Annotated in this window: 14 protein-coding genes and 3 rRNA genes; all 17 read right to left on the bottom strand. The window is 69.5% G+C overall.

The features are described 5' to 3' along the window. Nucleotides 1-3: 3 nt before the first annotated feature. Entirely contained in the window at nucleotides 4-216 is a 213-nt protein-coding gene (locus tag ACXJKA_RS17240; RefSeq protein ID WP_456826434.1) for a hypothetical protein, read from the bottom strand. A gap of 270 nt (nucleotides 217-486) precedes the next feature. After that, nucleotides 487-1,527, bottom strand: coding sequence for an HAD-IIA family hydrolase (locus tag ACXJKA_RS17235; protein WP_456826433.1), 1,041 nt, complete (start codon nucleotides 1,525-1,527; stop codon nucleotides 487-489). Continuing rightward, nucleotides 1,524-2,792 (bottom strand): hypothetical protein, encoded by a 1,269-nt coding sequence (locus ACXJKA_RS17230; protein WP_456826432.1) that lies wholly within the window; start codon nucleotides 2,790-2,792, stop codon nucleotides 1,524-1,526. The genes ACXJKA_RS17235 and ACXJKA_RS17230 overlap by 4 nt, the downstream gene beginning before the upstream one ends. Nucleotides 2,793-4,760: 1,968 nt before the next feature. Then, a 5S ribosomal RNA gene (gene rrf, locus ACXJKA_RS17225) occupies nucleotides 4,761-4,877 on the bottom strand. Nucleotides 4,878-4,956: 79 nt separating this feature from the next. Beyond that, a 23S ribosomal RNA gene (locus ACXJKA_RS17220) occupies nucleotides 4,957-8,072 on the bottom strand. A 449-nt stretch (nucleotides 8,073-8,521) separates the two neighbouring features. After that, nucleotides 8,522-10,043: ribosomal RNA gene (locus ACXJKA_RS17215) — 16S ribosomal RNA — on the bottom strand. The 16S, 23S and 5S rRNA genes sit together here, the layout of an rRNA operon. A 648-nt stretch (nucleotides 10,044-10,691) precedes the next feature. Next, complete coding sequence (tyrS, locus tag ACXJKA_RS17210; RefSeq protein WP_456826431.1) at nucleotides 10,692-11,954, bottom strand: tyrosine--tRNA ligase; 1,263 nt, start codon at nucleotides 11,952-11,954, stop codon at nucleotides 10,692-10,694. 100 nt (nucleotides 11,955-12,054) lie between these two features. Then, nucleotides 12,055-12,759 carry a DNA-3-methyladenine glycosylase gene (locus ACXJKA_RS17205; RefSeq protein ID WP_456826430.1) on the bottom strand — a complete coding sequence of 235 codons (705 nt, stop codon included), beginning with the start codon at nucleotides 12,757-12,759 and terminating at the stop codon, nucleotides 12,055-12,057. Further along, nucleotides 12,756-13,373, bottom strand: a complete 618-nt coding sequence (locus tag ACXJKA_RS17200; RefSeq protein ID WP_456826429.1) for a uridine kinase family protein — start codon at nucleotides 13,371-13,373, stop codon at nucleotides 12,756-12,758. Before ACXJKA_RS17200 ends, ACXJKA_RS17205 begins: the two co-directional genes overlap by 4 nt. Further along, nucleotides 13,358-14,755: an argininosuccinate lyase gene (argH, locus tag ACXJKA_RS17195; protein ID WP_456826443.1), complete on the bottom strand. Its 1,398-nt coding sequence runs from the start codon at nucleotides 14,753-14,755 to the stop codon at nucleotides 13,358-13,360. The genes ACXJKA_RS17200 and argH overlap by 16 nt, the downstream gene beginning before the upstream one ends. Before the next feature lie 64 nt (nucleotides 14,756-14,819). After that, a complete protein-coding gene (locus tag ACXJKA_RS17190) occupies nucleotides 14,820-16,058 on the bottom strand; it encodes an argininosuccinate synthase (RefSeq protein ID WP_456826428.1) in 1,239 nt (412 codons plus the stop codon). 49 nt (nucleotides 16,059-16,107) lie between these two features. Next, nucleotides 16,108-16,638, bottom strand: a complete 531-nt coding sequence (locus ACXJKA_RS17185; RefSeq protein ID WP_456826427.1) for an arginine repressor — start codon at nucleotides 16,636-16,638, stop codon at nucleotides 16,108-16,110. Next, entirely contained in the window at nucleotides 16,635-17,567 is a 933-nt protein-coding gene (gene argF / locus ACXJKA_RS17180; RefSeq protein ID WP_456826426.1) for an ornithine carbamoyltransferase, read from the bottom strand. Before argF ends, ACXJKA_RS17185 begins: the two co-directional genes overlap by 4 nt. A 105-nt stretch (nucleotides 17,568-17,672) precedes the next feature. Then, nucleotides 17,673-18,962, bottom strand: coding sequence for an acetylornithine transaminase (locus ACXJKA_RS17175; RefSeq protein ID WP_456826425.1), 1,290 nt, complete (start codon nucleotides 18,960-18,962; stop codon nucleotides 17,673-17,675). Beyond that, on the bottom strand, nucleotides 18,959-19,933 hold the full coding sequence (gene argB, locus ACXJKA_RS17170; RefSeq protein ID WP_456826424.1) for an acetylglutamate kinase: 975 nt from the start codon (nucleotides 19,931-19,933) through the stop codon (nucleotides 18,959-18,961). The genes ACXJKA_RS17175 and argB overlap by 4 nt, the downstream gene beginning before the upstream one ends. Then, nucleotides 19,930-21,135: a bifunctional glutamate N-acetyltransferase/amino-acid acetyltransferase ArgJ gene (gene argJ, locus ACXJKA_RS17165; RefSeq protein ID WP_456826423.1), complete on the bottom strand. Its 1,206-nt coding sequence runs from the start codon at nucleotides 21,133-21,135 to the stop codon at nucleotides 19,930-19,932. Before argJ ends, argB begins: the two co-directional genes overlap by 4 nt. An 8-nt stretch (nucleotides 21,136-21,143) precedes the next feature. After that, on the bottom strand, nucleotides 21,144-22,208 hold the full coding sequence (gene argC / locus ACXJKA_RS17160; RefSeq protein WP_456826422.1) for an N-acetyl-gamma-glutamyl-phosphate reductase: 1,065 nt from the start codon (nucleotides 22,206-22,208) through the stop codon (nucleotides 21,144-21,146). Nucleotides 22,209-22,258 lie beyond the last annotated feature (50 nt).

The following is a 22,258-nucleotide window of genomic DNA, read 5'->3' as shown; positions in this document are numbered from 1 at the left end:
GGGTCAGCCCTCCGCGTCCGCGAGCCGGTCCTGCAGGGCACCGTGCACGGCGTCGAAGACGGCGACGTGCGCACGCAGCGGCTGGTCCTCGAGGCCGACGAGCCGCGAGAGCGCCTCGTCGACGGCATCGTCGGACGTCGTCGCCGCCTCGTCCGCCGTCACCGGCGTCTCGGTCTGGCGCACGGCTGCATCACCGGCGTCCGGGGTCCCGCTCACTGCACCGCCTCCACACGCTGTTCGTCGTCCTGCCAGCCGTCCGCGTCGACAGGTCGCGCGCCGACGGCCCGGCTCCGGGCATCCGGGCGGACTGCTGTGCCCGGGACCGCGCCCACGCTACCTGCCGCGGGCGGCACTGCACGGCCGCCACACACAAGCCGGTGCGAGCGCCCCCGCCGCATCACCGCAGTCGGCCCGCTGGTGCCACAACGCTTCGGCCACGACGGACGACGCCGTTGACCGACGGCAGCACGACGCCGCCGGCACACGTCATGCGGAGGCAGGTCCTGACGCCAGCTCCGGCACGGAGGCTGGGTCGATCTCGGCGCCGTCGTCCACCGCCGCCCACGCCGCGGCGCACGCGGCCCGGATGACGTCCACGTGGTCCTCCACGGACGACGGATCCCCGCGACCGATCTCCAGAGCGCCGTCGACCACCCGAGCCGACGCGTCCCGCACCGTCCACCACCCCTCCGCGCCCTGCGCGGGCTCGGGGTGCGAGACGAGCAGCGACCGCAGGTCGGCGCCGATGAGGTGCGGACGCTCCCCCGGGATCGCGAGCACGTCGTCGCGCGCCGAGCTGACGCCGGTGAGCACGTGCAGGCCGATGTACCCGCCGGCGCGCGCACCGGCCAGGTCGGTGTCGAGCCGGTCGCCGATCACGAGCGTCTCGCGGGCGCCCACGCGCTCGACGGCCATCTTGTACATCGTGGGTGAGGGCTTGCCCGCGCTGTCGGGCTCGACGCCGGTCGCGGCGCGCACGGCGCCGACGAGCGACCCGTTCCCGGGTGCGAACCCGCGAGCGGTCGGCAGGCTGAGGTCGAGGTTCGACGCGACGTGCCACGCACCGCGGCCGACGGCGTACGCCGCCTCCGCCAGCTGCGGCCACCCGACCTCGGGTGCGAAGCCCTGAGCGACGGCGGCCGGCTCGTCGTCGGCCGAGTGGACGACCTCGTACCCGGCGGCACGGACGGCCGTGACCAGCCCCGCGCCGCCGACCACGAGCACCTTCGCGCCACGCGGCAGCCGGGTCCGCAGCAGCTGCGCCGCCGCCTGCGCCGCCGTCATGACCTCCGACGCGTGCGTGACGATGCCCAGGTCCGTGAGCTGGTCAGCGACCGACTCCGGCTCCCGCGACGCGTTGTTGGTGACGAACACCAGCCGCATGCCGCGCTCCCGCGCCGACGTCAGCCCCTCGGCCGCACCGTCGATCGGGTCGTGCCCGCGGTAGGCCACCCCGTCGAGGTCGACCAGCGCGAGGTCGAACCGGTCGGCGAGCGGGGTCGAAGACCCGACGAGCCCGCCGCTCACCGACCGCCCTCCGCCTCGTCGCCGCCCGACGCCTCGACGTCCTGCCCGACAACGTCACCCGCGTCGGCGTCGGGGGCCGCAGCCTCGGGCTCGTCGCCGGGGTTCACGTCACCCGCCGACGAGTCGTCGGCATCCGCGTGCTCGGTCACGACGACGCTGTCGTCGGCAACCGCCGCGTCGCCGCTCTCGTCGTCATGGGGCCCGTCCGACTCCGCGCCGACCGCGACCTCTGACCCGTCGGCGTCGACCTTGCCCTTGGCCTCGTCCCGCGGCGCATCGTCGACAGACTCGTCCTCGCCCACCCCGGCCGAGGCGACGGGAAGGTCGTCCGACTGCTCCTCGTCTTCGTCGACCTCGGTCGAGACGGCGTGCGGCTCCTCGGGCTCGTCCTCGAGATCGTCGATCTCAGCCGAGGCAACCGGCAGGTCGTCCGTCTCGTCCTCGTCGACCTCGAGTGACGCCTGCGGCGCATCGTCCAGCTCGTCCTCGTCCGACTCGTCGACCCCGAGCGAAGCCTCCGGCGCGTCGTCCAGCTCGTCCTCGTCCGACTCGTCGACCTCGAGCGAAGCCTCCGGCGCGTCGTCCGCCACGTCCTCGTCGTACTCGCCGTCCTCGTCGAACTCACTGAGGTCGAAGGCGACGACGTCGTCCTCGACCTCGACGTCACCGGCGGCCTCGTCGAGCTGGTCCTGCGTGTACGGCGCCAGCTCGGCCGCGGCCTCGTCAGAGAGCCCCGCCGCCTCGAGGGCCGCAGCCCGCGCCTGCGCGACGCGCACGGCGACGAGCCCGGTCCCGGCCCGAACGGCCACGGTGGACAGCGCCGCCACGGCGGCCTCCGCCTGGCCGAGGTCGAGCCGCGCGCCGCTGACGACGATCGCGAGCTCGATCTTGGTCTCCGCGTCGAGAGTCTCTGCCTCCGGCTCCTGAGCCAGCGCGAGCGCGCGCTCGGGCCGGCCCAGGCCACGCTCGCAGTCCGCCATGATCGCGAGGTGCTCCGACGAGCCGTTCAGCCGCCGCACCGTGCGCAGCTCGCGCAGGGCCTCGGCGTACCGGCCCGTGCGGTAGGCGGCCAGGCCGGCAGCCTCCCGGACGACGTCGACGCGACCGGCGCGACGGACGGCCGCCTGCGCGTGCTCGTAGGCGAGCTCGGGCTGCGTGTCGAGCAGCAGCCCCACCATCACGAGGTGTCGCCCGACGCCCTCGGCGTTGTCCTTGCTCAGCGTGCGCAGGCGTCCGCGGACCGAGCGGTCGAGGTCGCTGAACACGACCTCGTCCGGGATCTCGGGCGCGGCGACGCGCTCGTCCTGCGGCGGACGGGTCAGGCGACGGTCGTCGCTGCGCTCCCCACGATCCGGAGCCGAGGAGTACCCGCCACGCGCACCGCCGTGACCGGACCCACCACCGGGGGGCCGACGATCGCCGGTGGCCGGCCGGTCGGCACGGTTGCCCCCGGCGGGCGGCCGCCCGGAACCGCTACGGGCAGGACGGTCGGCGGACGTCGGGCGCCCAGTGCGGTCACCGGACGACGGACGCGAGCCACCGCTGCGGTCGCCTCCACCCGAACGATCACCGTAGGAGGGACGGTCGCCACCGGAGCGGCTGTCGTACGAGCTTCGCTCGGGACGGTCACCGTAAGCGGGTCGCTCGCCACGGCTGCGGTCCCCACCGCCGGAGCGGTCACCGTAGGAGGGACGATCGCCAGCGGGCCGCCCGGTCGAGGGACGGTCGCCGCCGGAACGGCTGCCGTAGGAGCTGCGCTCGGCACCGGGACGATCGCCGTAGGAGGGGCGGTCACCTGAGGGCCGGCCCGACGACGGACGGTCGCCCCCGGGGCGATTGCCATAGGCACCGCGGTCGCCACCACCGGACGGACGGTCACCGTACGCGGGACGGTCGCCGGACGGGCGGTCACCGTACGAAGGTCGACCACCCTGAGGCCGGCCACCGGACGACGGACGGTCACCACCGGAGCGGTTGCCGTACGAAGAGCGCTCGCCCGACGGCCGATCACCGAAGGAGGGGCGCTCGCCCCGGCTGCGGTCGCCACCGCCAGAGCGGTCGCCGTACGAGGGACGGTCACCCGAGGGACGGTTGCCGTACGAGGGACGGTCACCACCCGGACGGTCACCGTACGAAGGGCGGTCGCCCCGGCTACCACCGGAACGCTCCCCGTACGAGGGACGGTCGCCAGAGGGACGGCTGCCGTAGGACGGACGGTCACCCGAGGGACGGTTGCCGTAGGAGGGGCGGTCGCCTGAGGGACGGCTGCCGTAGGAGCTGCCGCCGGGACGGTCGCCGTAGGAAGGACGGTCGCCACGGCTGCGGTCGCCACCACCGGAACGGTCCCCGTACGACGGACGGTCGCCGGAAGGCCGGTTGCCGTACGAGGGGCGGTCTCCACCAGAGCGGTTGCCGGACGGACGGTCGCTAGAAGATCGGTTGCCGTAGGAGCTGCGCTCGCCACCGGACCGGTCACCATACGAGGGACGGTCGCCGCGGCCGCGGTCGCCACCACCGGAACGGTCGCCGTACGACGGACGGTCCCCCGAGGGACGGTTGCCGGAGGACGGACGGTCACCGCCGGAACGGTTGCCGCCGTAGGAGCCACGCTCGCCGCCGGAACGATCGCCGTACGAAGGTCGGTCGCCGCGGCTGCGGTCGCCACCACCCGAACGGTCCCCGTACGACGGGCGATCGCCAGAAGGCCGGTTGCCGTAGGTGCTCCCGCCGGGTCGGTCGCCGTACGAAGGTCGGTCACCAGACGGTCGAGAACCCCGATCATTACCCGCGCCATAGGACGGGCGGGCACCACGCTGATCGCGAGATCCGCCACTGGAACGCGGGCGGTCGCCGGAACGGGAACCACCGTCGCGGTCGCCAGAGCCGGAACGCGGTGCATTCCCACGACCCTGCGAATCACGCGCGCCCCGGGACGAGCTGTTTCCGCGGTCGGGCCGACCACGGTCCGCTCCACCCGACCGACCACGGTCGTCAGGTGTGCCCCCGGCAGGATTCTCGCTGTTCATCTGTGTGCTCTCCTCGTCGCGATCGACCGCCCCATCGTCTCATCCCCTGCTCCGGGCGCCGAACGGCGACCGTGGGGCCGCGCCGGCGAGCGGAGCGGGGACGACACTGCGGTGAAACTGCTGATCAATACGCCCGACGCTGCGCGCAATAAATAGTCCTGGAAACAGAAGAAGCCACCCCCGTAGGGGTGGCTTCTCCTGAATGATGTCCGGCGGCGTCCTACTCTCCCACACCCTGGCGAGTGCAGTACCATCGGCGCTGAAGGGCTTAGCTTCCGGGTTCGGAATGGGACCGGGCGTTTCCCCTTCGCTATGACCGCCGTAACGTTGTCGAGTTGTCAAACGGGTTCCCGTTCGTCTCTCGGGAACCGCACAGTGGACGCGTAGCAAAGCWRTGAATGAAGTGGTGAAGTTGTCGGCTTATTAGTACCGGTCAGCTGCAAGGGTCTTGAGTCCCCTCTTCCACATCCGGCCTATCTACCCAGTGGTCTAGCTGGGAGCCTCTCACCCCTCGAGGGGGCATGGAAACCTCATCTTGAAGCAGGCTTCCCGCTTAGATGCTTTCAGCGGTTATCCCTTCCGAACGTAGCTAACCAGCCGTGCTCCTGGCGGAACAACTGGCACACCAGAGGTTCGTCCGTCCCGGTCCTCTCGTACTAGGGACAGCCCTTCTCAAGTTTCCTGCGCGCGCAGCGGATAGGGACCGAACTGTCTCACGACGTTCTAAACCCAGCTCGCGTACCGCTTTAATGGGCGAACAGCCCAACCCTTGGGACCTACTCCAGCCCCAGGATGCGACGAGCCGACATCGAGGTGCCAAACCATGCCGTCGATATGGACTCTTGGGCAAGATCAGCCTGTTATCCCCGGGGTACCTTTTATCCGTTGAGCGACGGCGCTTCCACAAGCCACCGCCGGATCACTAGTTCCGACTTTCGTCCCTGCTCGACCTGTCAGTCTCACAGTCAAGCTCCCTTGTGCACTTGCACTCGCCACCTGATTGCCAACCAGGCTGAGGGAACCTTTGAGCGCCTCCGTTACATTTTAGGAGGCAACCGCCCCAGTTAAACTACCCACCAGGCACTGTCCCTAGTCCGGATCACGGACCGAGGTTAGATATCCAGAGCGACCAGAGTGGTATTTCAACGTTGACTCCACCGACACTGGCGTGCCGGCTTCACAGTCTCCCACCTATCCTACACAAGCCGCACCGAACACCAATACCAAGCTATAGTAAAGGTCCCGGGGTCTTTCCGTCCTGCTGCGCGTAACGAGCATCTTTACTCGTAGTGCAATTTCGCCGAGTTCGCGGTTGAGACAGCGGAGAAGTCGTTACGCCATTCGTGCAGGTCGGAACTTACCCGACAAGGAATTTCGCTACCTTAGGATGGTTATAGTTACCACCGCCGTTTACTGGGGCTTAAATTCTGAGCTTCGCCTTGCGGCTGACCCGTCCTCTTAACCTTCCAGCACCGGGCAGGCGTCAGTCCGTATACATCGTCTTGCGACTTCGCACGGACCTGTGTTTTTAGTAAACAGTCGCTTCTCCCTGGTCTCTGCGGCCCTTCACGCTCCCCGAGCAAGTCGGTTCACGCTTCAGGCCCCCCTTCTCCCGAAGTTACGGGGGCATTTTGCCGAGTTCCTTAACCACGATTCTCTCGATCGCCTTGGTATTCTCTACCTGATCACCTGAGTCGGTTTGGGGTACGGGCGGCTAGAACCTCGCGTCGAGGCTTTTCTTGGCAGCATAGGATCACCAGATTCCCGCTAATGCGGTCACCGTCAGCTCTCAGGCTATGTGAGGTGCGGATTTGCCTACACCTCGCCCTACGACCTTGGACGTGGACTACCATCGCCACGCTTGGCTACCTTCCTGCGTCACCCCTGTTAATACGCTTACCTACTACCGGTTCGGGTCACGCGCTCCCTCCCGCGGTGTCCCCGAAGGGACGATGCGGGAGCTCGGGCGTTTAGCATCACCGGGCTCGGTATGGGCGGTTCTTCGCCGGTACGGGAATATCAACCCGTTGTCCATCGACTACGCCTGTCGGCCTCGCCTTAGGTCCCGACTTACCCAGGGCGGATTAGCCTGGCCCTGGAACCCTTGATCATTCGGCGGACGGGTTTCTCACCCGTCATTCGCTACTCATGCCTGCATTCTCACTCGTGTGGCGTCCACCGCTGGGTTCCCCCGCGACTTCACTCGCCACACGACGCTCCCCTACCCATCCACACGCCTGAACACACCCGRAGGTGCGCTGAGCTGATATGTGAATGCCACAGCTTCGGCGGTATACTTGAGCCCCGCTACATTGTCGGCGCGGAATCACTTGACCAGTGAGCTATTACGCACTCTTTCAAGGGTGGCTGCTTCTAAGCCAACCTCCTGGTTGTCTGTGCAACTCCACATCCTTTCCCACTTAGCATACGCTTAGGGGCCTTAGCTGGTGGTCTGGGCTGTTTCCCTCTCGACTACGGAGCTTATCCCCCGCAGTCTCACTGCCACGCTCTGGCTTACCGGCATTCGGAGTTTGGCTAACGTCAGTAACCTGGTGGGGCCCATCGGCTATCCAGTAGCTCTACCTCCGGCAAGAAACACGTGACGCTGCACCTAAATGCATTTCGGGGAGAACCAGCTATCACGGAGTTTGATTGGCCTTTCACCCCTAACCACAGGTCATCCCCCAGGTTTTCAACCCTGGTGGGTTCGGTCCTCCACGCGGTCTTACCCGCGCTTCAACCTGCCCATGGCTAGATCACTCCGCTTCGGGTCTAGAGCACGCGACTGAATCGCCCTATTCGGACTCGCTTTCGCTACGGCTTCCCCACACGGGTTAACCTCGCCACGTACCACTAACTCGCAGGCTCATTCTTCAAAAGGCACGCTGTCACCCCTGCTAGGGAGGCTCCAACGGATTGTAGGCACACGGTTTCAGGTACTATTTCACTCCCCTCCCGGGGTACTTTTCACCTTTCCCTCACGGTACTTGTCCGCTATCGGTCACTAGGTAGTATTTAGGCTTACACAGTGGTCTGTGCAGATTCACTCCAGGTTTCTCGGGCCCGGAGCTACTTGGGATCCCCTTCGGGAGGCCACGCCATTTCGTCTACGGGGGTCACACCCTCTGTGCCGGGCCTTTCAATGCCCTTCGACTATGACGCGACTTTCTGACTCCCTGCTGATTCGGCAGAACCAGCTGAAAGGTCCCACAACCCCGTGCACGCAACGCCTGCCGGCTTGAACACGTACACGGTTTGGCCTGATCCGCTTTCGCTCGCCACTACTCACGGAATATCTCTTCCTGGCGGTACTGAGATGTTTCACTTCCCGCCGTTCCCTCCACACACCCTATATATTCAGGTGCGGGTCACACGACATGACTCGTGCGGGGTTTCCCCATTCGGACATCCTCGGATCACGGTTCGTTTGCCAACTCCCCGAGGCTTATCGCAGGCTACAACGTCCTTCTTCGGCTCCTAGTGCCAAGGCATCCACCCTGTGCCCTTATAAACTTGACCACAAAAATCATTCAAAAAAGATGCTCGCGTCCACTGTGCAGTTCTCAAGCTACGACCGGTCACCAGTACCCTCACCCCAGCGCCTACCCCCACCCCGATGCTTGCGCACCGACRCGTTRGCGGTTCGTCTGAGCGGTACCAGCCCGCAGCCACCCGAGCCCAGCCCCCACCCGCAGGTGAGCACCAGACTCGTAGCGACCCTGAACGAACAACCTTCCGGCTGTTCCCTCAGGACCCAACAGCGTGCCCAGCCAACCCCTCCCCAGCAGCCAACCGTTCCCACCCAGAAACCCGAAGGCCCTGGCGTACTAGGTCGCCACCAGCTCGAAAGCCGGCCACAGTCGATGTTCCACCCTCGAGCACCGTCCCCCACTCGTTCGGCAGGGACAACGGGCCTGGACACCACAGCCACCCCATGACAGGACGACCTGATGCCAGATGCTCCTTAGAAAGGAGGTGATCCAGCCGCACCTTCCGGTACGGCTACCTTGTTACGACTTAGTCCCAATCGCCAGTCCCACCTTCGACAGCTCCCCCTCTTACGAGTTGGGCCACTGGCTTCGGGTGTTACCGACTTTCGTGACTTGACGGGCGGTGTGTACAAGGCCCGGGAACGTATTCACCGCAGCGTTGCTGATCTGCGATTACTAGCGACTCCGACTTCATGGGGTCGAGTTGCAGACCCCAATCCGAACTGAGACCGGCTTTTTGGGATTCGCTCCACCTCGCGGTATCGCAGCCCTTTGTACCGGCCATTGTAGCATGCGTGAAGCCCAAGACATAAGGGGCATGATGATTTGACGTCATCCCCACCTTCCTCCGAGTTGACCCCGGCAGTCTCCCATGAGTCCCCGGCATAACCCGCTGGCAACATGGGACGAGGGTTGCGCTCGTTGCGGGACTTAACCCAACATCTCACGACACGAGCTGACGACAACCATGCACCACCTGTACACCGACCTTGCGGGGCAACCATCTCTGGAAGTTTCCGGTGTATGTCAAGCCTTGGTAAGGTTCTTCGCGTTGCATCGAATTAATCCGCATGCTCCGCCGCTTGTGCGGGCCCCCGTCAATTYCTTTGAGTTTTAGCCTTGCGGCCGTACTCCCCAGGCGGGGCACTTAATGCGTTTGCTGCGGCACGGAACTCGTGGAATGAGCCCCACACCTAGTGCCCAACGTTTACGGCATGGACTACCAGGGTATCTAATCCTGTTCGCTCCCCATGCTTTCGCWCCTCAGCGTCAGTTGCGGCCCAGTGACCTGCCTTCGCCATCGGTGTTCCTCCTGATATCTGCGCATTCCACCGCTACACCAGGAATTCCAGTCACCCCTACCGCACTCTAGTCTGCCCGTACCCACTGCAAGCCCAAGGTTGAGCCTTAGGTTTTCACAGCAGACGCGACAAACCGCCTACGAGCTCTTTACGCCCAATAATTCCGGACAACGCTTGCRCCCTMYGTATTACCGCGGCTGCTGGCACGKAGTTAGCCGGYGCTTMTTCTGCAGGTACCGTCACTTTCGCTTCTTCCCTGCTGAAAGAGGTTTACAACCCGAAGGCCGTCATCCCTCACGCGGCGTCGCTGCATCAGGCTTGCGCCCATTGTGCAATATTCCCCACTGCTGCCTCCCGTAGGAGTCTGGGCCGTATCTCAGTCCCAGTGTGGCCGGTCGCCCTCTCAGGCCGGCTACCCGTCGTCGCCTTGGTAGGCCACTACCCCACCAACAAGCTGATAGGCCGCGAGCCCATCCCAGACCGATAAATCTTTCCAGACGCCACACATGCGTGTGCGTCTCGTATCCGGTATTAGCCATCGTTTCCCATGGTTATTCCAGAGTCTAGGGCAGGTTGCTCACGTGTTACTCACCCGTTCGCCACTGATCAGACCAGCAAGCTGGCCATCACCGTTCGACTTGCATGTGTTAAGCACGCCGCCAGCGTTCGTCCTGAGCCAGAATCAAACTCTCCGTAAATGTCTACATGGCACCCCACCACCCAAAGGCAGCGAAGCAACCGACACACGAAACGGTCCCGATAAGGACCAATCAGATTCGGCTGAATTGTGGCACCGCCTTCCACGGAGGTAGAAGAAACGGCACCAATCTCAACCAAGACCCACCACCTCAGCACCCACACCCCAAACAGGGCATGACCACCTCTGATAGCGAGCCATATGGCATCGACTATTTGGCACACTGTTGAGTTCTCAAGGAACAGACGCGCATCTCCTCGAGATCTTTCGATCTCATCCGAGAGGCTTTGTCGTTCTGAATCCTACCTGGCTTTTCGGCCGCTTCCCGCCACCCTCTCGGGCAAGCTGTCCGCGGGCCTGGAGCCCGTCCCCGTCCGGCTTCAGGGCGCACGAAGCGCCTGTGAGCACGAGCGGGGGTGGCCACCCTAGGGACCAGCCACCGTGGTTCGATCCGCGGTGTCCGTTCCTCCCTCTCGGGCGACATCGAGAACATTACGCGGGTGTTGCGGCGGGTGGCAAATCCCGCCGCGGTGACCCCCGTCACCAGACCGGCTCCCAGGGGTCGAACGCCTGGTCAGGGGCCGGAAACGGGACGACGAACCCCCGCGGCCCGGGTGGGCGCGGGGGTTCGTCGGGCGGTATGCCGGGATCAGGCGTGGGCATCGACCACCGCGAGGGTGCGCTTTCCGCGGCGCAGGACCGCCCACCGCCCGTGCAGGAGGTCGTCCGGCGCGAGCACGGCGTCCTCGGAGGCGACCCGCACGTTGTTGACGGAGGCTCCGCCCTCGGCGATCGCACGGCGCGCGGCGCCCTTGCTGGCGACGACCCCGGTGGCCGCCAGGAGGTCGGCGATGCCGTCGCCGGCCGCCCCCGCTGCGGACGGCAGCTCGGCGACGGCGGCGGCGAGCGTCGCGGCGTCGAGGTCGGCGAGCGAGCCACGGCCGAAGAGCGCCTGGCTGGCGGCGACGACCTGGTCCGCGGCGTCCGACCCGTGCACCAGCGACGTCACCTCGTAGGCGAGGGCACGCTGGGCCTCGCGTGCGGCCGGGCGGGCGGCGACTGCCTCGGCAAGGTCGTCGATCTCCTCCCGCGAGCGGAAGGAGAAGACCTTGAGGTAGCCGACCACGTCGGCGTCGTCGACGTTGAGCCAGAACTGGAAGAACGCGTACGGGCTGGTGAGCTCCGGGTCGAGCCAGACGGTCCCCGACTCGGTCTTGCCGAACTTGGTGCCGTCCGCCTTGGTGATGAGAGGCGTGGTGAGCGCGTGCACCGACACGCCCTCGGCCTTGCGGATCAGCTCGACGCCCGACAGGAGGTTGCCCCACTGGTCGCTGCCACCGGTCTGCAGCGTGATCCCGTGCCGGCGGTGCAGCTCGAGGTAGTCCATCCCCTGCAGGATCTGGTAGCTGAACTCGGTGAAGCTGATGCCGGTGTCGCTGTTCAGGCGGCGGGCCACGGTGTCTTTGGCCAGCATGGTGCCCAGGCGGTAGTGCTTGCCGATGTCCCGCAGGAAGTCGATGGCCGACAGCGGCGCGGTCCAGTCCAGGTTGTTCACCATCGTGGCCGCGTTGGCACCGTCGAAGCGGAGCAGGGGTTCGATCTGCTTGCGGATGCGCTCGACCCAGCCCGAGACGACGTCGCGGTCGTTGAGCGTGCGCTCCCCCGCCATCTTCGGGTCGCCGATGAGTCCGGTGGCGCCGCCGACCAAGCCGAACGGCGTGTGGCCGGCGTCCTGCAGGCGGCGGACGGTGAGGATCTGGACGAGGTTGCCGATGTGCAGGCTCGGCGCGGTGGGGTCGAAGCCGCAGTAGAGCGACACCGGGCCGTCGGACAGTGCGGTGCGCAGGTCGTCGAGGTCGGTGGTGTGGGCGATGAGCCCGCGCCACTCGAGCTCGTCGAGGATGTGGTTCACGAGGTCTCCAGGCAGTAGGCCGGCGTCAGCACGGCGAGGAAGTTGGCAAGGAAGGTGGCAAGGAAGGTGGTCGGAGGCGTCGTGCCGGCGTCGTCGTCCCTCACGGGACGTCTACCGACGCCGGCGCGCGATACGCCGGGCGGTACGCGGAGACCGTGCGCTCGTCGGTGAGCCAGTAGCGCCAGGGGAACCGGGTGCCCTCGCCGCCCGAGCCCGAGACGCCCACCCGTGGGCCGCTCTTGTGGGTCGGCTGGGCGACGACCTGGTGGCGGTGCAGCACGATGTCGCCGCCGGCCTCGGTGATGTCCGCGCCGTTCGCCCGCATGTCGAGCCCCAGGGCGACCGCGAGTCGGGCCGGGCCGCGCGCGAGCTGGCGCTCCGAGTCGACGACGCCGACGGCCTCGCGGCGCTTCCAGGCCAGGTCGATGCCCTCGACGATCTCGCCCGCGCGCAGGAGGACGGCCGACGGGCTGCCGGTCGGCTCGGTGACGATGTTGAGGCAGTGGTGCAGGCCCAGGTGGCGGTAGACGTACAGCCGGCCGGGCTCCGCGAACATCACCGCGTTGCGCGAGGTGCGGCCGCGGTACGCGTGGGAGCCCGGGTCGTCGGCACCGCCGTACGCCTCGACCTCCGTGATCCGGAGCGTGACGTCCCCCTCCGGCGACCGCGCCGTGAGGTAGGAGCCGAGCAGGTCGCGGGCCACCGCGTGCACCTCGCGGCTGAACCAGACGCGCGCCGGGACCGCCACGAGCGCGCGCGGCTCAGCGGCGTCCGGGGTCTCGAGCGGTTCCGACGACGTGCTCACGCGTCCATCCTGCCGTACGCCTCAGGCCGCTCGCTCCCGGAAACCAGGGTGCCGAACGCATCGAGCCGGATGTCGGCCCGCTCGCGTGTGCGCTCGCGAGCGAAGTGCGCGGCCTCGTCGGTCATCCACGTGAGCCAGTGCGCGCGGGCGTCGGCTCCGTCGCGCGCGAGGCCCCGCTCGAGCCGGAGATCGGGCGGCGCCTCGACCCAGACCCGCACGACGGCGACGTCGTCGGCCGCGCGGCGGGCTGACCCGCAGCCCTCGAGGACGAGCAGGTCGGGGACCGGCACGTCGACCCACTCCGCGAAGGCGCCGGTGGGCCAGTCGTAGCGCTGGTAGCGCCCCGGGCGGCCGCGCCGCAGCGGTTCGAGGACCTGCGCCGACAGCCGTGGCCAGAGCGAGCCCTCGAGGCCCGACCAGCCCTCGTAGAGGTCGTCGAGGTGCAGCACGGCGCACGTCGGGCCGGCGGCCGCGGCGATCGCGGCCGCCGCCGTCGTCTTGCCGGAGCCCGCGGGCCCGTCGACGCAGACCAGCCGGACCGGGCCGAGCCGTGGGGGGCTGGCGGCGGCGGCCGCGTTGACCCGCTCGGCCGGCGACGTCAGGCGGTTGTCCACGCCCGGAGGTCCTGCGCCCGGCTGCGCGCGTTCACCAGCTGCGCGGCGACCGCAGACGGTGCCGTGCCGCCGACCGCGGACCGGGACGCGAGCGACCCCTCGACGGTCAGCACGTCGCGGACGCCCGGCGTCAGGTGCGGCGAGATCGCCGCGAGCTCGTCGTCGGTCAGGTCCCACAGCTCGATCGCCGGCTCGTGCTCCTCACAGGCCCGGACGCACGCGCCGGCGACCTCGTGGGCCACGCGGAACGGCACGCCCTGGCGCACGAGCCACTCCGCGATGTCCGTCGCGAGCGAGAAGCCCTGCGGGGCGAGCGACGCCATGCGCTCGGTGTCGAACGTCAGCGTCTCGATCATCCCGGCGAACGCCGGCAGCAGGATCGAGAGCTGGTCGACCTGGTCGAACACCGGCTCCTTGTCCTCCTGGAGATCACGGTTGTACGCGAGCGGGAGGCCCTTGAGCGTCGCGAGCAGGCCGGTCAGGTCGCCGATGAGCCGCCCGGCCTTGCCCCTGGCCAGCTCGGCGACGTCCGGGTTCTTCTTCTGCGGCATGATGCTCGACCCCGTGGAGTAGGCGTCGTGCAGGCGCACGAACCCGAACTCCTTGGTCGACCAGAGGATGACCTCCTCGGCGAGCCGCGAGACGTCGACGGCGAGCATGGCCGCGACGAACGCGAACTCCGCCACGACGTCGCGCGAGGCCGTGCCGTCGATCGAGTTCTCGACCGGGCCGACGAAGCCCAGCTCCTCGGCCACGGCGGCCGGGTCCAGGCCCAGGGACGAACCCGCGAGCGCACCGGAGCCGTAGGGCGAGAACGCCGCCCGGCCGTCCCAGGAGATCCAGCGGTCGACGTCGCGCATGAGCGGCCAGGCGTGGGCCAGCAGGTGGTGCGCGAGCAGGACCGGCTGCGCGTGCTGCAGGTGCGTGCGGCCCGGCATCGGTGCCTCGCCGGCGGCGGTGKCCTGCGCGACGAGGGCGTCGACGACGTCGAGCACGAGCCCGGCGAGGGTGCGGGCCTCGTCACGCAGGTACATCCGCACGAGCGTGGCGATCTGGTCGTTGCGGGAGCGGCCCGCGCGGAGCTTGCCGCCGAGCTCGGCGCCCGCGCGCTCGATGAGCCCGCGCTCGAGGGCGGTGTGCACGTCCTCGTCCTCCAGCACGGGCAGGAAGTCGCCGCTGGCGACGTCCGCGCGCAGCCGCTCGAGCGCGTCCACCATGCCCGCGAGCTCGTCGGCCGTCAGCAGCCCCGCAGCGTGCAGGACGCGGGCGTGCGCGACGGAACCGGAGATGTCGTGCCCGGCGAGCCGCCAGTCGAAGTGCGTCGACTGCGACAGCGCCTGGAGCGCCTGCGACGGGCCGCCGGCGAACCGGCCGCCCCACAGCGAGACGCTGCCCGGCGCCTGAACCGCGGCGCCGGACGTCGTCGTGACCGCCTCGGGCTGCTGGTCAGCCACTGATCCCGCCCTGCGTGCCGAGGTCCACGCCGTTGCCGAACCGCACGTCGCGCGCCGCGGCGAGCTTGGAGGACAGTCCGTAGATCTCGATGAAGCCCTTGGCGGCGGCCTGGTCGAACGTGTCGCCGGTGTCGTACGTCGCGAGGTTGAAGTCGTACAGGCTCGCGTCCGAGCGGCGGCCCGTGACGGTCGCGCGCCCGCCGTGCAGGACGATCCGCACGTCGCCGGACACGTAGCGCTGCGTGTCGTCGACGAACACGTCGAGCGACTTCTTCAACGGCGAGAACCACTGGCCGTCGTAGACCAGCTCGGTCCAGCGCTGCTCGACGCCCCGCTTGAACCGCGCCTGCTCGCGCTCGACCGTGACGTTCTCCAGCTCCTGGTGCGCCGCGATGAGGGCGATCGCGCCGGGGGCCTCGTAGACCTCGCGGGACTTGATGCCGACGAGCCGGTCCTCGACGATGTCGATCCGGCCGATGCCCTGTGCGCCGGCGCGGCGGTTCATCTCCTGGATCGCCTGCAGCGGCGTGACCGGGATGCCGTCGAGAGCGACCGGGACGCCCGCCTCGAACGTGATGACGACCTCGTCGGCGACCGGCGGGAACGTCGGGTCGTCGGTGTACGTGTAGACGTCCTTCGTCGGGCCGTTCCAGATGTCCTCGAGGAAGCCGGTCTCGACAGCGCGGCCCCAGACGTTCTGGTCGATGGAGAACGGGTTGTGCTTCGTCGTCTCGATCGGGAGCGCGTTGCGCGTCGCGAACTCGATGGCCTTGTCGCGCGTCAGGGCGAGGTCCCGGACCGGCGCGAGGCAGGTGAGGTCGGGTGCCAGCGACGTGATGCCGACCTCGAAGCGGACCTGGTCGTTGCCCTTGCCGGTGCAGCCGTGGGCGACCGTCGTCGCGCCGAACTGGCGGGCAGCGCGGACCAGGTGCTTGACGATGACCGGGCGGGAGAGCGCCGAGACCAGCGGGTAGCGGTCGAGGTAGAGCGCGTTGGCCTTGAGGGCCGGCATGCAGTACTCGGTGGCGAACTCGTCGCGGGCGTCGGCGACGTACGCCTCCACGGCGCCGCAGTCGAGGGCGCGCTGACGGATCACGTTGAGGTCCTCGCCGCCCTGGCCGACGTCGACCGCCACGGCGATCACCTCGGCACCGGTGGCCTCGGCGATCCAGCCGATGCCCACGGAGGTGTCCAGGCCGCCGGAGTAGGCGAGGACGACGCGCTCAGTCATGTTCTTCTCTCTTCGATGTGTGCGTGCTGCAGGAATGAAGGTCTGGGGGTCAGTCTGACGGACGGCCGCGCGACGGCGCGTCGGTGGCCAGCGCGAGGAAGCGTGCGGCGAGCGCCGTACCGGTCTCGCCCTCGCGGGCGATGACCAGGACCGTGTCGTCGCCGGCGATCGTGCCCAGGATCGCCGGCAGGATCGAGTGGTCGATGGCCGAGGCGAGGAACTGCGCGGCGCCCGGCGGCGTGCGCAGGACGACGAGGTTGCCCGACGCCTCCGCGGTCACCAGGAGCTCGGCGCACAGCCGGGCKAGGCGGGCGGCGAGCATCTCGTCGTCCGGTCCCGCCGCCGGGGTGCGCAACCCGCCCTCGGCCGGCACCGCGTACGCGAGGGCGCCGGACGGCGTGCGGATCTTCACCGCGCGCAGCTCGACCAGGTCGCGCGAGAGCGTCGCCTGCGTGACGGTGACGCCCTCGGCGGTGAGCAGCTCGGCGAGCTGCTGCTGCGAGTGGACCGTGCCGCGCGTGAGCAGCGCGGTGACGAGCGCGTGCCGCGCGGCCTTGGTGTGCGGGACCGTGACGCTCACGCGCTCTCCACGAGCCAGCTGAGCAGGGCCTTCTGGGCGTGCAGACGGTTCTCCGCCTCGTCCCAGACGACCGACTGCGGACCGTCCAGCACCTCGGCGGTGATCTCCTTGCCCCGGTAGGCGGGCAGGCAGTGCAGGACGAGCGCGTCCGGCCGCGCGAGGGCCATCGCGGCCGCGTCGACCCGGAACGGCACGAACGGCGTCTCCCGGTCGGCCGCCTCGGCCTCCTGGCCCATCGAGACCCAGGTGTCGGTGGCGACGACGTCCGCGCCCGTCACGGCCTCGGCGATCGAGTGCACCACGGTCACCGACCCGCCCGTGCCGCGGGCGATCGCGGCCGCGTCCGCGAGGATCGACGCGTCCGGGAGGTAGCCCTCGGGGGTGCCGATCCGCACGTGCAGCCCGGCCGTCGCGCCGCCGAGCAGGTACGAGTGCGACATGTTGTTGGCGCCGTCGCCGACGTACGCGAGCGTGCAACCCGGCAGCCCCGCGACGCCGCCGCGGTGCTGCGCGATCGTCGCGAGGTCGGCGAGGATCTGGCACGGGTGGAAGCTGTCGGTCAGCGCGTTCACCACGGGCACGCCCGCGTGCTCGGCCATCTGCTCGAGACGGTGCTGGGAGAACGTCCGCCAGACGATCGCGGCCACCTGCCGGCCGAGCACCCGCGCGGTGTCCTCGATCGACTCGCGCTCGCCGATCCGGGCGAGCTTGCCGTCGACGCTCAGCGGGAAACCGCCGAGCTCCGCGATGCCGGCCGTGAACGAGACCTGGGTGCGCAGGGTGGGCTTGTCGAAGATGACCGCGACCGCGCGCGGGCCCGTGAGCGGCGTCCGGATGAAGCGGTCGTCGCGGAAGGCGAGCGCGAGCTCGAGGATCTCGCGCTGGTCGCGGGGGCTGAGGTCGTCGTCGCGGAGGAAGTGGCGGGTCACGCGAGGTCACCCCCGACGAGGTCGCGAGGAGCACAGTCGTCGCGGAGGAAGTGGCGGGTCACGCGACGTCACCCCCGACGAGGTCTCGGAGAGCACATGGACGGCTCATGACAGGTCCCGCGGGAGGCTCGCGAGGAAGTCGACGAACGTGCCGGCCTGGTCCTCGGTGAGCAGGAAAGGCGGCGCGAGCCGGATCGTCGTCGGCGTGCAGGGGTTGACGATGAACCCGGCCTCGAGGGCGCGCGCGGCGACCTCCGCGGCGACCGGCGCCGTGAGCTCGATCCCGATGAGGAAGCCTTCACCGCGGACCTCGCCGACGAGCGGGTGCCCGAGGCCGGCGATCCTTCCGCGCAGGGACGCCCCGAGCTCCGCGACGTGGGGCAGCAGGCCGTCGCGCTCGATCACGGCGATCGTGGCCAGACCCGCCACGGACGCGACGGGGTTGCCGCCGAACGTGGTGCCGTGCTGACCGCGGCCGAGCAGCGTCGCCGTCGGTTCGCCGTACGCGATGAGGGCGCCGACGGGGAACCCTCCGCCGAGCCCCTTCGCCACGGTCACGGCGTCGGGCACGATGCCGCCGCCGATGTGCGGGTGCTGGTGCGCGAACCAGGCGCCGGTGCGGCCCATGCCGGTCTGCACCTCGTCGAGGATCAGCAGGGCGCCGTGCTCGGCCGTCAGCCTCCGGGCGAGCGCCAGGTAGCCGGCCGGGAGCGGCCGCACGCCGGCCTCGCCCTGGAGCGGCTCGACGAACAGGGCCGCGACCCGATCGCCGTCCTGCGCGAAGGCCGCCTCGAGTGCGTCGGCGTCGCCGAACGGCACGAACTCGACACCGCCGGGCAGGGGTTCGAACGGCTCGCGGTACGCGGCCTTGTGCGTGAGCGCCAGCGCGCCCATGGAACGCCCGTGGAACGAGCCCTCGAGCGCGAGGATGCGCGGCCGATCGGTGCCGCCGTTGCGGCGGGCGAGCTTGAACGCGGCCTCGTTGGCCTCCGTGCCGGAGTTGGTGAGGAACACGCGCGAGCCGGCCGGGGCGCCCGCGAGGCCGAGCAGCCGCTCCGCGAAGGCGATCTGCGTGGGGCTGGCGAAGAAGTTGGAGACGTGGCCGAGCGTGCCCAGCTGCGCGCTGATCGCCGCGGTCAGCGTGGGGTGCGCGTGGCCGAGGGAGTTCACCGCGATGCCTCCGAGGAGGTCGAGGTACCGCTTCCCGTCGGCGTCCCACACGTAGGCGCCCTCGCCGCGGACCAGCACGCGCTGYGGCGCACCGAACGTGTCCATCAGCGCGTGCGTGTAGCGGTCGGTCCACTGGGCGACCGAGCCGTCGGTCGCGGGCACCGGGAGCGTCGCGTCGGGGGCCTCGGGCGACCGGTGCCTGGCCCGGACGTTCTCGACGGTCATGCGGTCACCTCGGGATCGTGGGGAATGACGGGGATCGGGGCTGTGAAGGGGGCGTCGGCGGGCTCCTCGTCGGGCAGGACCATGGTGCCGATGCCGTCGCTGGTGAACACCTCCACCAGGATCGAGTGCGGGGAGCGGCCGTCGATGACGTGGGCACGGCCGACGCCCCCCTCGACCGCACGCCAGCAGGCCTCCATCTTCGGGCGCATGCCGGCGTCGAGACCCGGCAGCATCTCCGCGAGGGAGCTGGCGCTCAGGCGGCGCACGAGCGAGCCCTTGTCCGGCCACCTGGTGTACAGGCCCTCGACGTCCGTGAGGACGATGAGCTTGCGCGCGCCGAGGGCCACCGCGAGCGCGGCCGCGGCGGTGTCGGCGTTGACGTTGAGCACGGTCGTCGGGTCGTCGAGGTCGGGCGCGACCGTGGAGACCACGGGGATCCGTCCGGCGTCGAGCAGGTCCAGCACGGCGCCCGGGTTGACCTTGACGACGTCGCCGACGAGGCCGATGTCGACGTTCTCGCCGTCGATCACCGCGGTGCGACGCCGGGCCTGGAAGAGGCCGCCGTCCTCCCCCGACAGCCCGACGGCGTGCGGGCCGTGGGCGTTGAGCAGCCCGACGAGCTCGCGCGAGACCTGTCCGGTGAGCACCATCCGCACGACGTCCATCGCCTCGGGCGTGGTCACGCGCAGCCCGCCGCGGAACTCCGACTCGATGCCGAGGCGGTCGAGCATGGCGTTGATCTGCGGTCCCCCGCCGTGCACGACGACCGGCTTGAGCCCGACCTGGCGCAGGAAGACCATGTCCTGCGCGAACGCCCGCTTGAGCTCCTCGTCGATCATCGCGTTGCCGCCGTACTTCACGACGACGAGCGCGCCCGCGAACTTCTGCAGCCACGGGAGGGCCTCGATGAGGACCTCCGCCTTCTGGTCGGCGCGCAGGTCCGTGCGGGTGTTGAACGTGAAGTCGGTCATGTGGAGTACGCGCTGTTCTCGAGGACGTAGTCGTGGGTGAGGTCGTTGGTCCAGACCGTGACCAGCTCGGACCCCGCGTGCAGGTCGATGAGCACGCGGACCTCGCGGCTCGCGGCCAGGTTCACCTCGGAGCGGGGCCGGAACGCGGCACCCGCCTTGCACACCTGGACGCCGTTGATCGAGACGTCGAGCCGGTCGGGGTCGAACGCGGCGACGCTCTCCGGCACGGTCCCGACCTGCGCCAGKACGCGGCCCCAGTTGGGGTCGTTGCCGAACATCGCCGCCTTGAACAGGTTGGACCGGGTCACGGCCCGGGCGACCGCGAGCGCGGCGTCCTGGGTCTCCGCGCCCATGACCGTCACGGCGATGTCGTGCGTCGCGCCCTCGGCGTCGGCCACCAGGGCGCGCGCGAGCTCGCCGCACACCTGGGTCAGCGCCGCGGTGAAGCCCGCGGGGTCGGGGACCGAGCGGCTGGCGCCCGAGACCAGGAGCGTCACGGTGTCGGACGTCGACATGCAGCCGTCGGAGTCGATGCGGTCGAAGGTCTCGGACGTCGCCGTGCGCAGCGCGGCCGCGGCGGTCTCGGCGTCGATGACGGCGTCCGTGGTGATGACGCAGAGCATCGTGGCGAGGCCGGGGGCGAGCATCCCCGCGCCCTTGGCCATGCCGCCGATGGTCCACTTCCCGCGGTCGCCGTCGATGTGCATGTGGGCGGTCTTGGGGACGGTGTCGGTGGTCATGATCGCGATCGCGGCGTCCGGGCCGCCGTCGGGCGAGAGCGCCTCCACGGCGAGGTCGACGCCGGCGAGCAGCGTGTCGATGGGCAGCCGCTCGCCGATCAGGCCGGTCGAGCAGACGACGACGTCGCCGGCCGAGATCTCCAGGGCTGCGCCGACCTTCTCGGCCGTGGCGTGCGTGTCCTGGAAGCCCTCGGGCCCGGTGCAGACGTTGGCACCGCCGGAGTTGAGGACGACCGCGCTCACGACGCCGTCCGCGACGGCCTGCCGGGACCAGACCACCGGGGCGCCGACGACGCGGTTCGTCGTGAATACGGCGGCGGCCGCCTGCGACGGTCCGTCGTTGACCACGAGGGCGAGGTCGGGACGGCCCGATCCCTTGAGCCCGGCCACGACGCCGGACGCACGGAATCCCGCCGCGGCGGTGACGCCGGGCGACGGCAGGTCGACTGAGTCGTTAAGCACGTCCACGCTCACGGTGAAACTCCGTCCAGAGGGAGGCCAAGCGTCTCGGGCAGCCCGAGCGCGAGGTTGAGGGACTGCAGGGCGCCACCGGCGGTGCCCTTGACCAGGTTGTCGATCGCCGTGACGGTGACGACGCGGCCGGCGCGCTCGTCGACGGCCACCTGAACGAGCGCGGTGTTGGCCCCCAGCGTCGCAGCCGTCGTCGGCCACTGCCCCTCGGGCAGCAGCTGGACGAACGGCTCGTCGGCGTAGGTCTCCTCCCACGCCGCGCGGACCGCGCTCGGGTCGACGCCGGCGGCGAGGCGGGCCGTCGCCGTCGCCAGGATCCCGCGCGCCATCGGCACGAGCGTCGGCGTGAACGAGATGGTCACCTCGTCGGCACCGGCGGACCGCAGGTTCTGCGCGATCTCGGGGATGTGCCGGTGGGTGCCGCCGACCGCGTACGGCTGCGCGGAGCCGAGCGCCTCGCTGGCCAGCAGGTGGGTCTTGAGCGACTTCCCCGCGCCCGAGTAGCCGTTCGCCAGCACGGCGACGAGGTCGGTCGGCTCGAGGAGCCCGGCGGCCACGCCCGGCTGCAGACCGAGCGACACGGCGGTGACGTTGCAGCCGGGCACCGCGATCCGCCGCGCGCCGGCGAGGACCGCTCGCTGAGCCTGCGCCGTCCGCTCGCCCGGGTGCAACAGCTCGGGCAGGCCGTAGGGCCAGGTGCCGGCGTGCGCGCTCCCGTAGAACGCCTCCCAGTCGGCGGCGTCGACGAGCCGGTGGTCCGCACCGAGGTCGACCACGACGGCCCCGTCACCGAGCGCCTCGAGCTCCGCGGCGATCGCGCCGCTGGCTCCGTGCGGGAGGGCGAGCACGACGACGTCGTGGCCCGCGAGCGCGTCGACACCCGTCGGCTGCAGCACGCGGTCGGTTAGCGAGCGCAGGTGCGGCTGGTGCGCACCCAGCAGGCTGCCCGCGTTCGAGTGCGCGGTGAGCGTCCCGATGCGGGCCTCGGGATGGGCGAGGAGCACGCGGAGCATCTCGCCGCCGGCATACCCGCTGGCACCCGCGACCGCGACCGTGAACGTCATGTGCATGAACATACACGCGCGTGTACGAAGATACGAACCCCGTGTCCGGG

This window comes from Cellulomonas sp. P5_E12 (genome assembly GCF_054049315.1).
The sequence above is the reverse complement of the archived record's forward strand: the minus strand, read 5'-3'. Positions and strand labels throughout refer to the sequence as shown.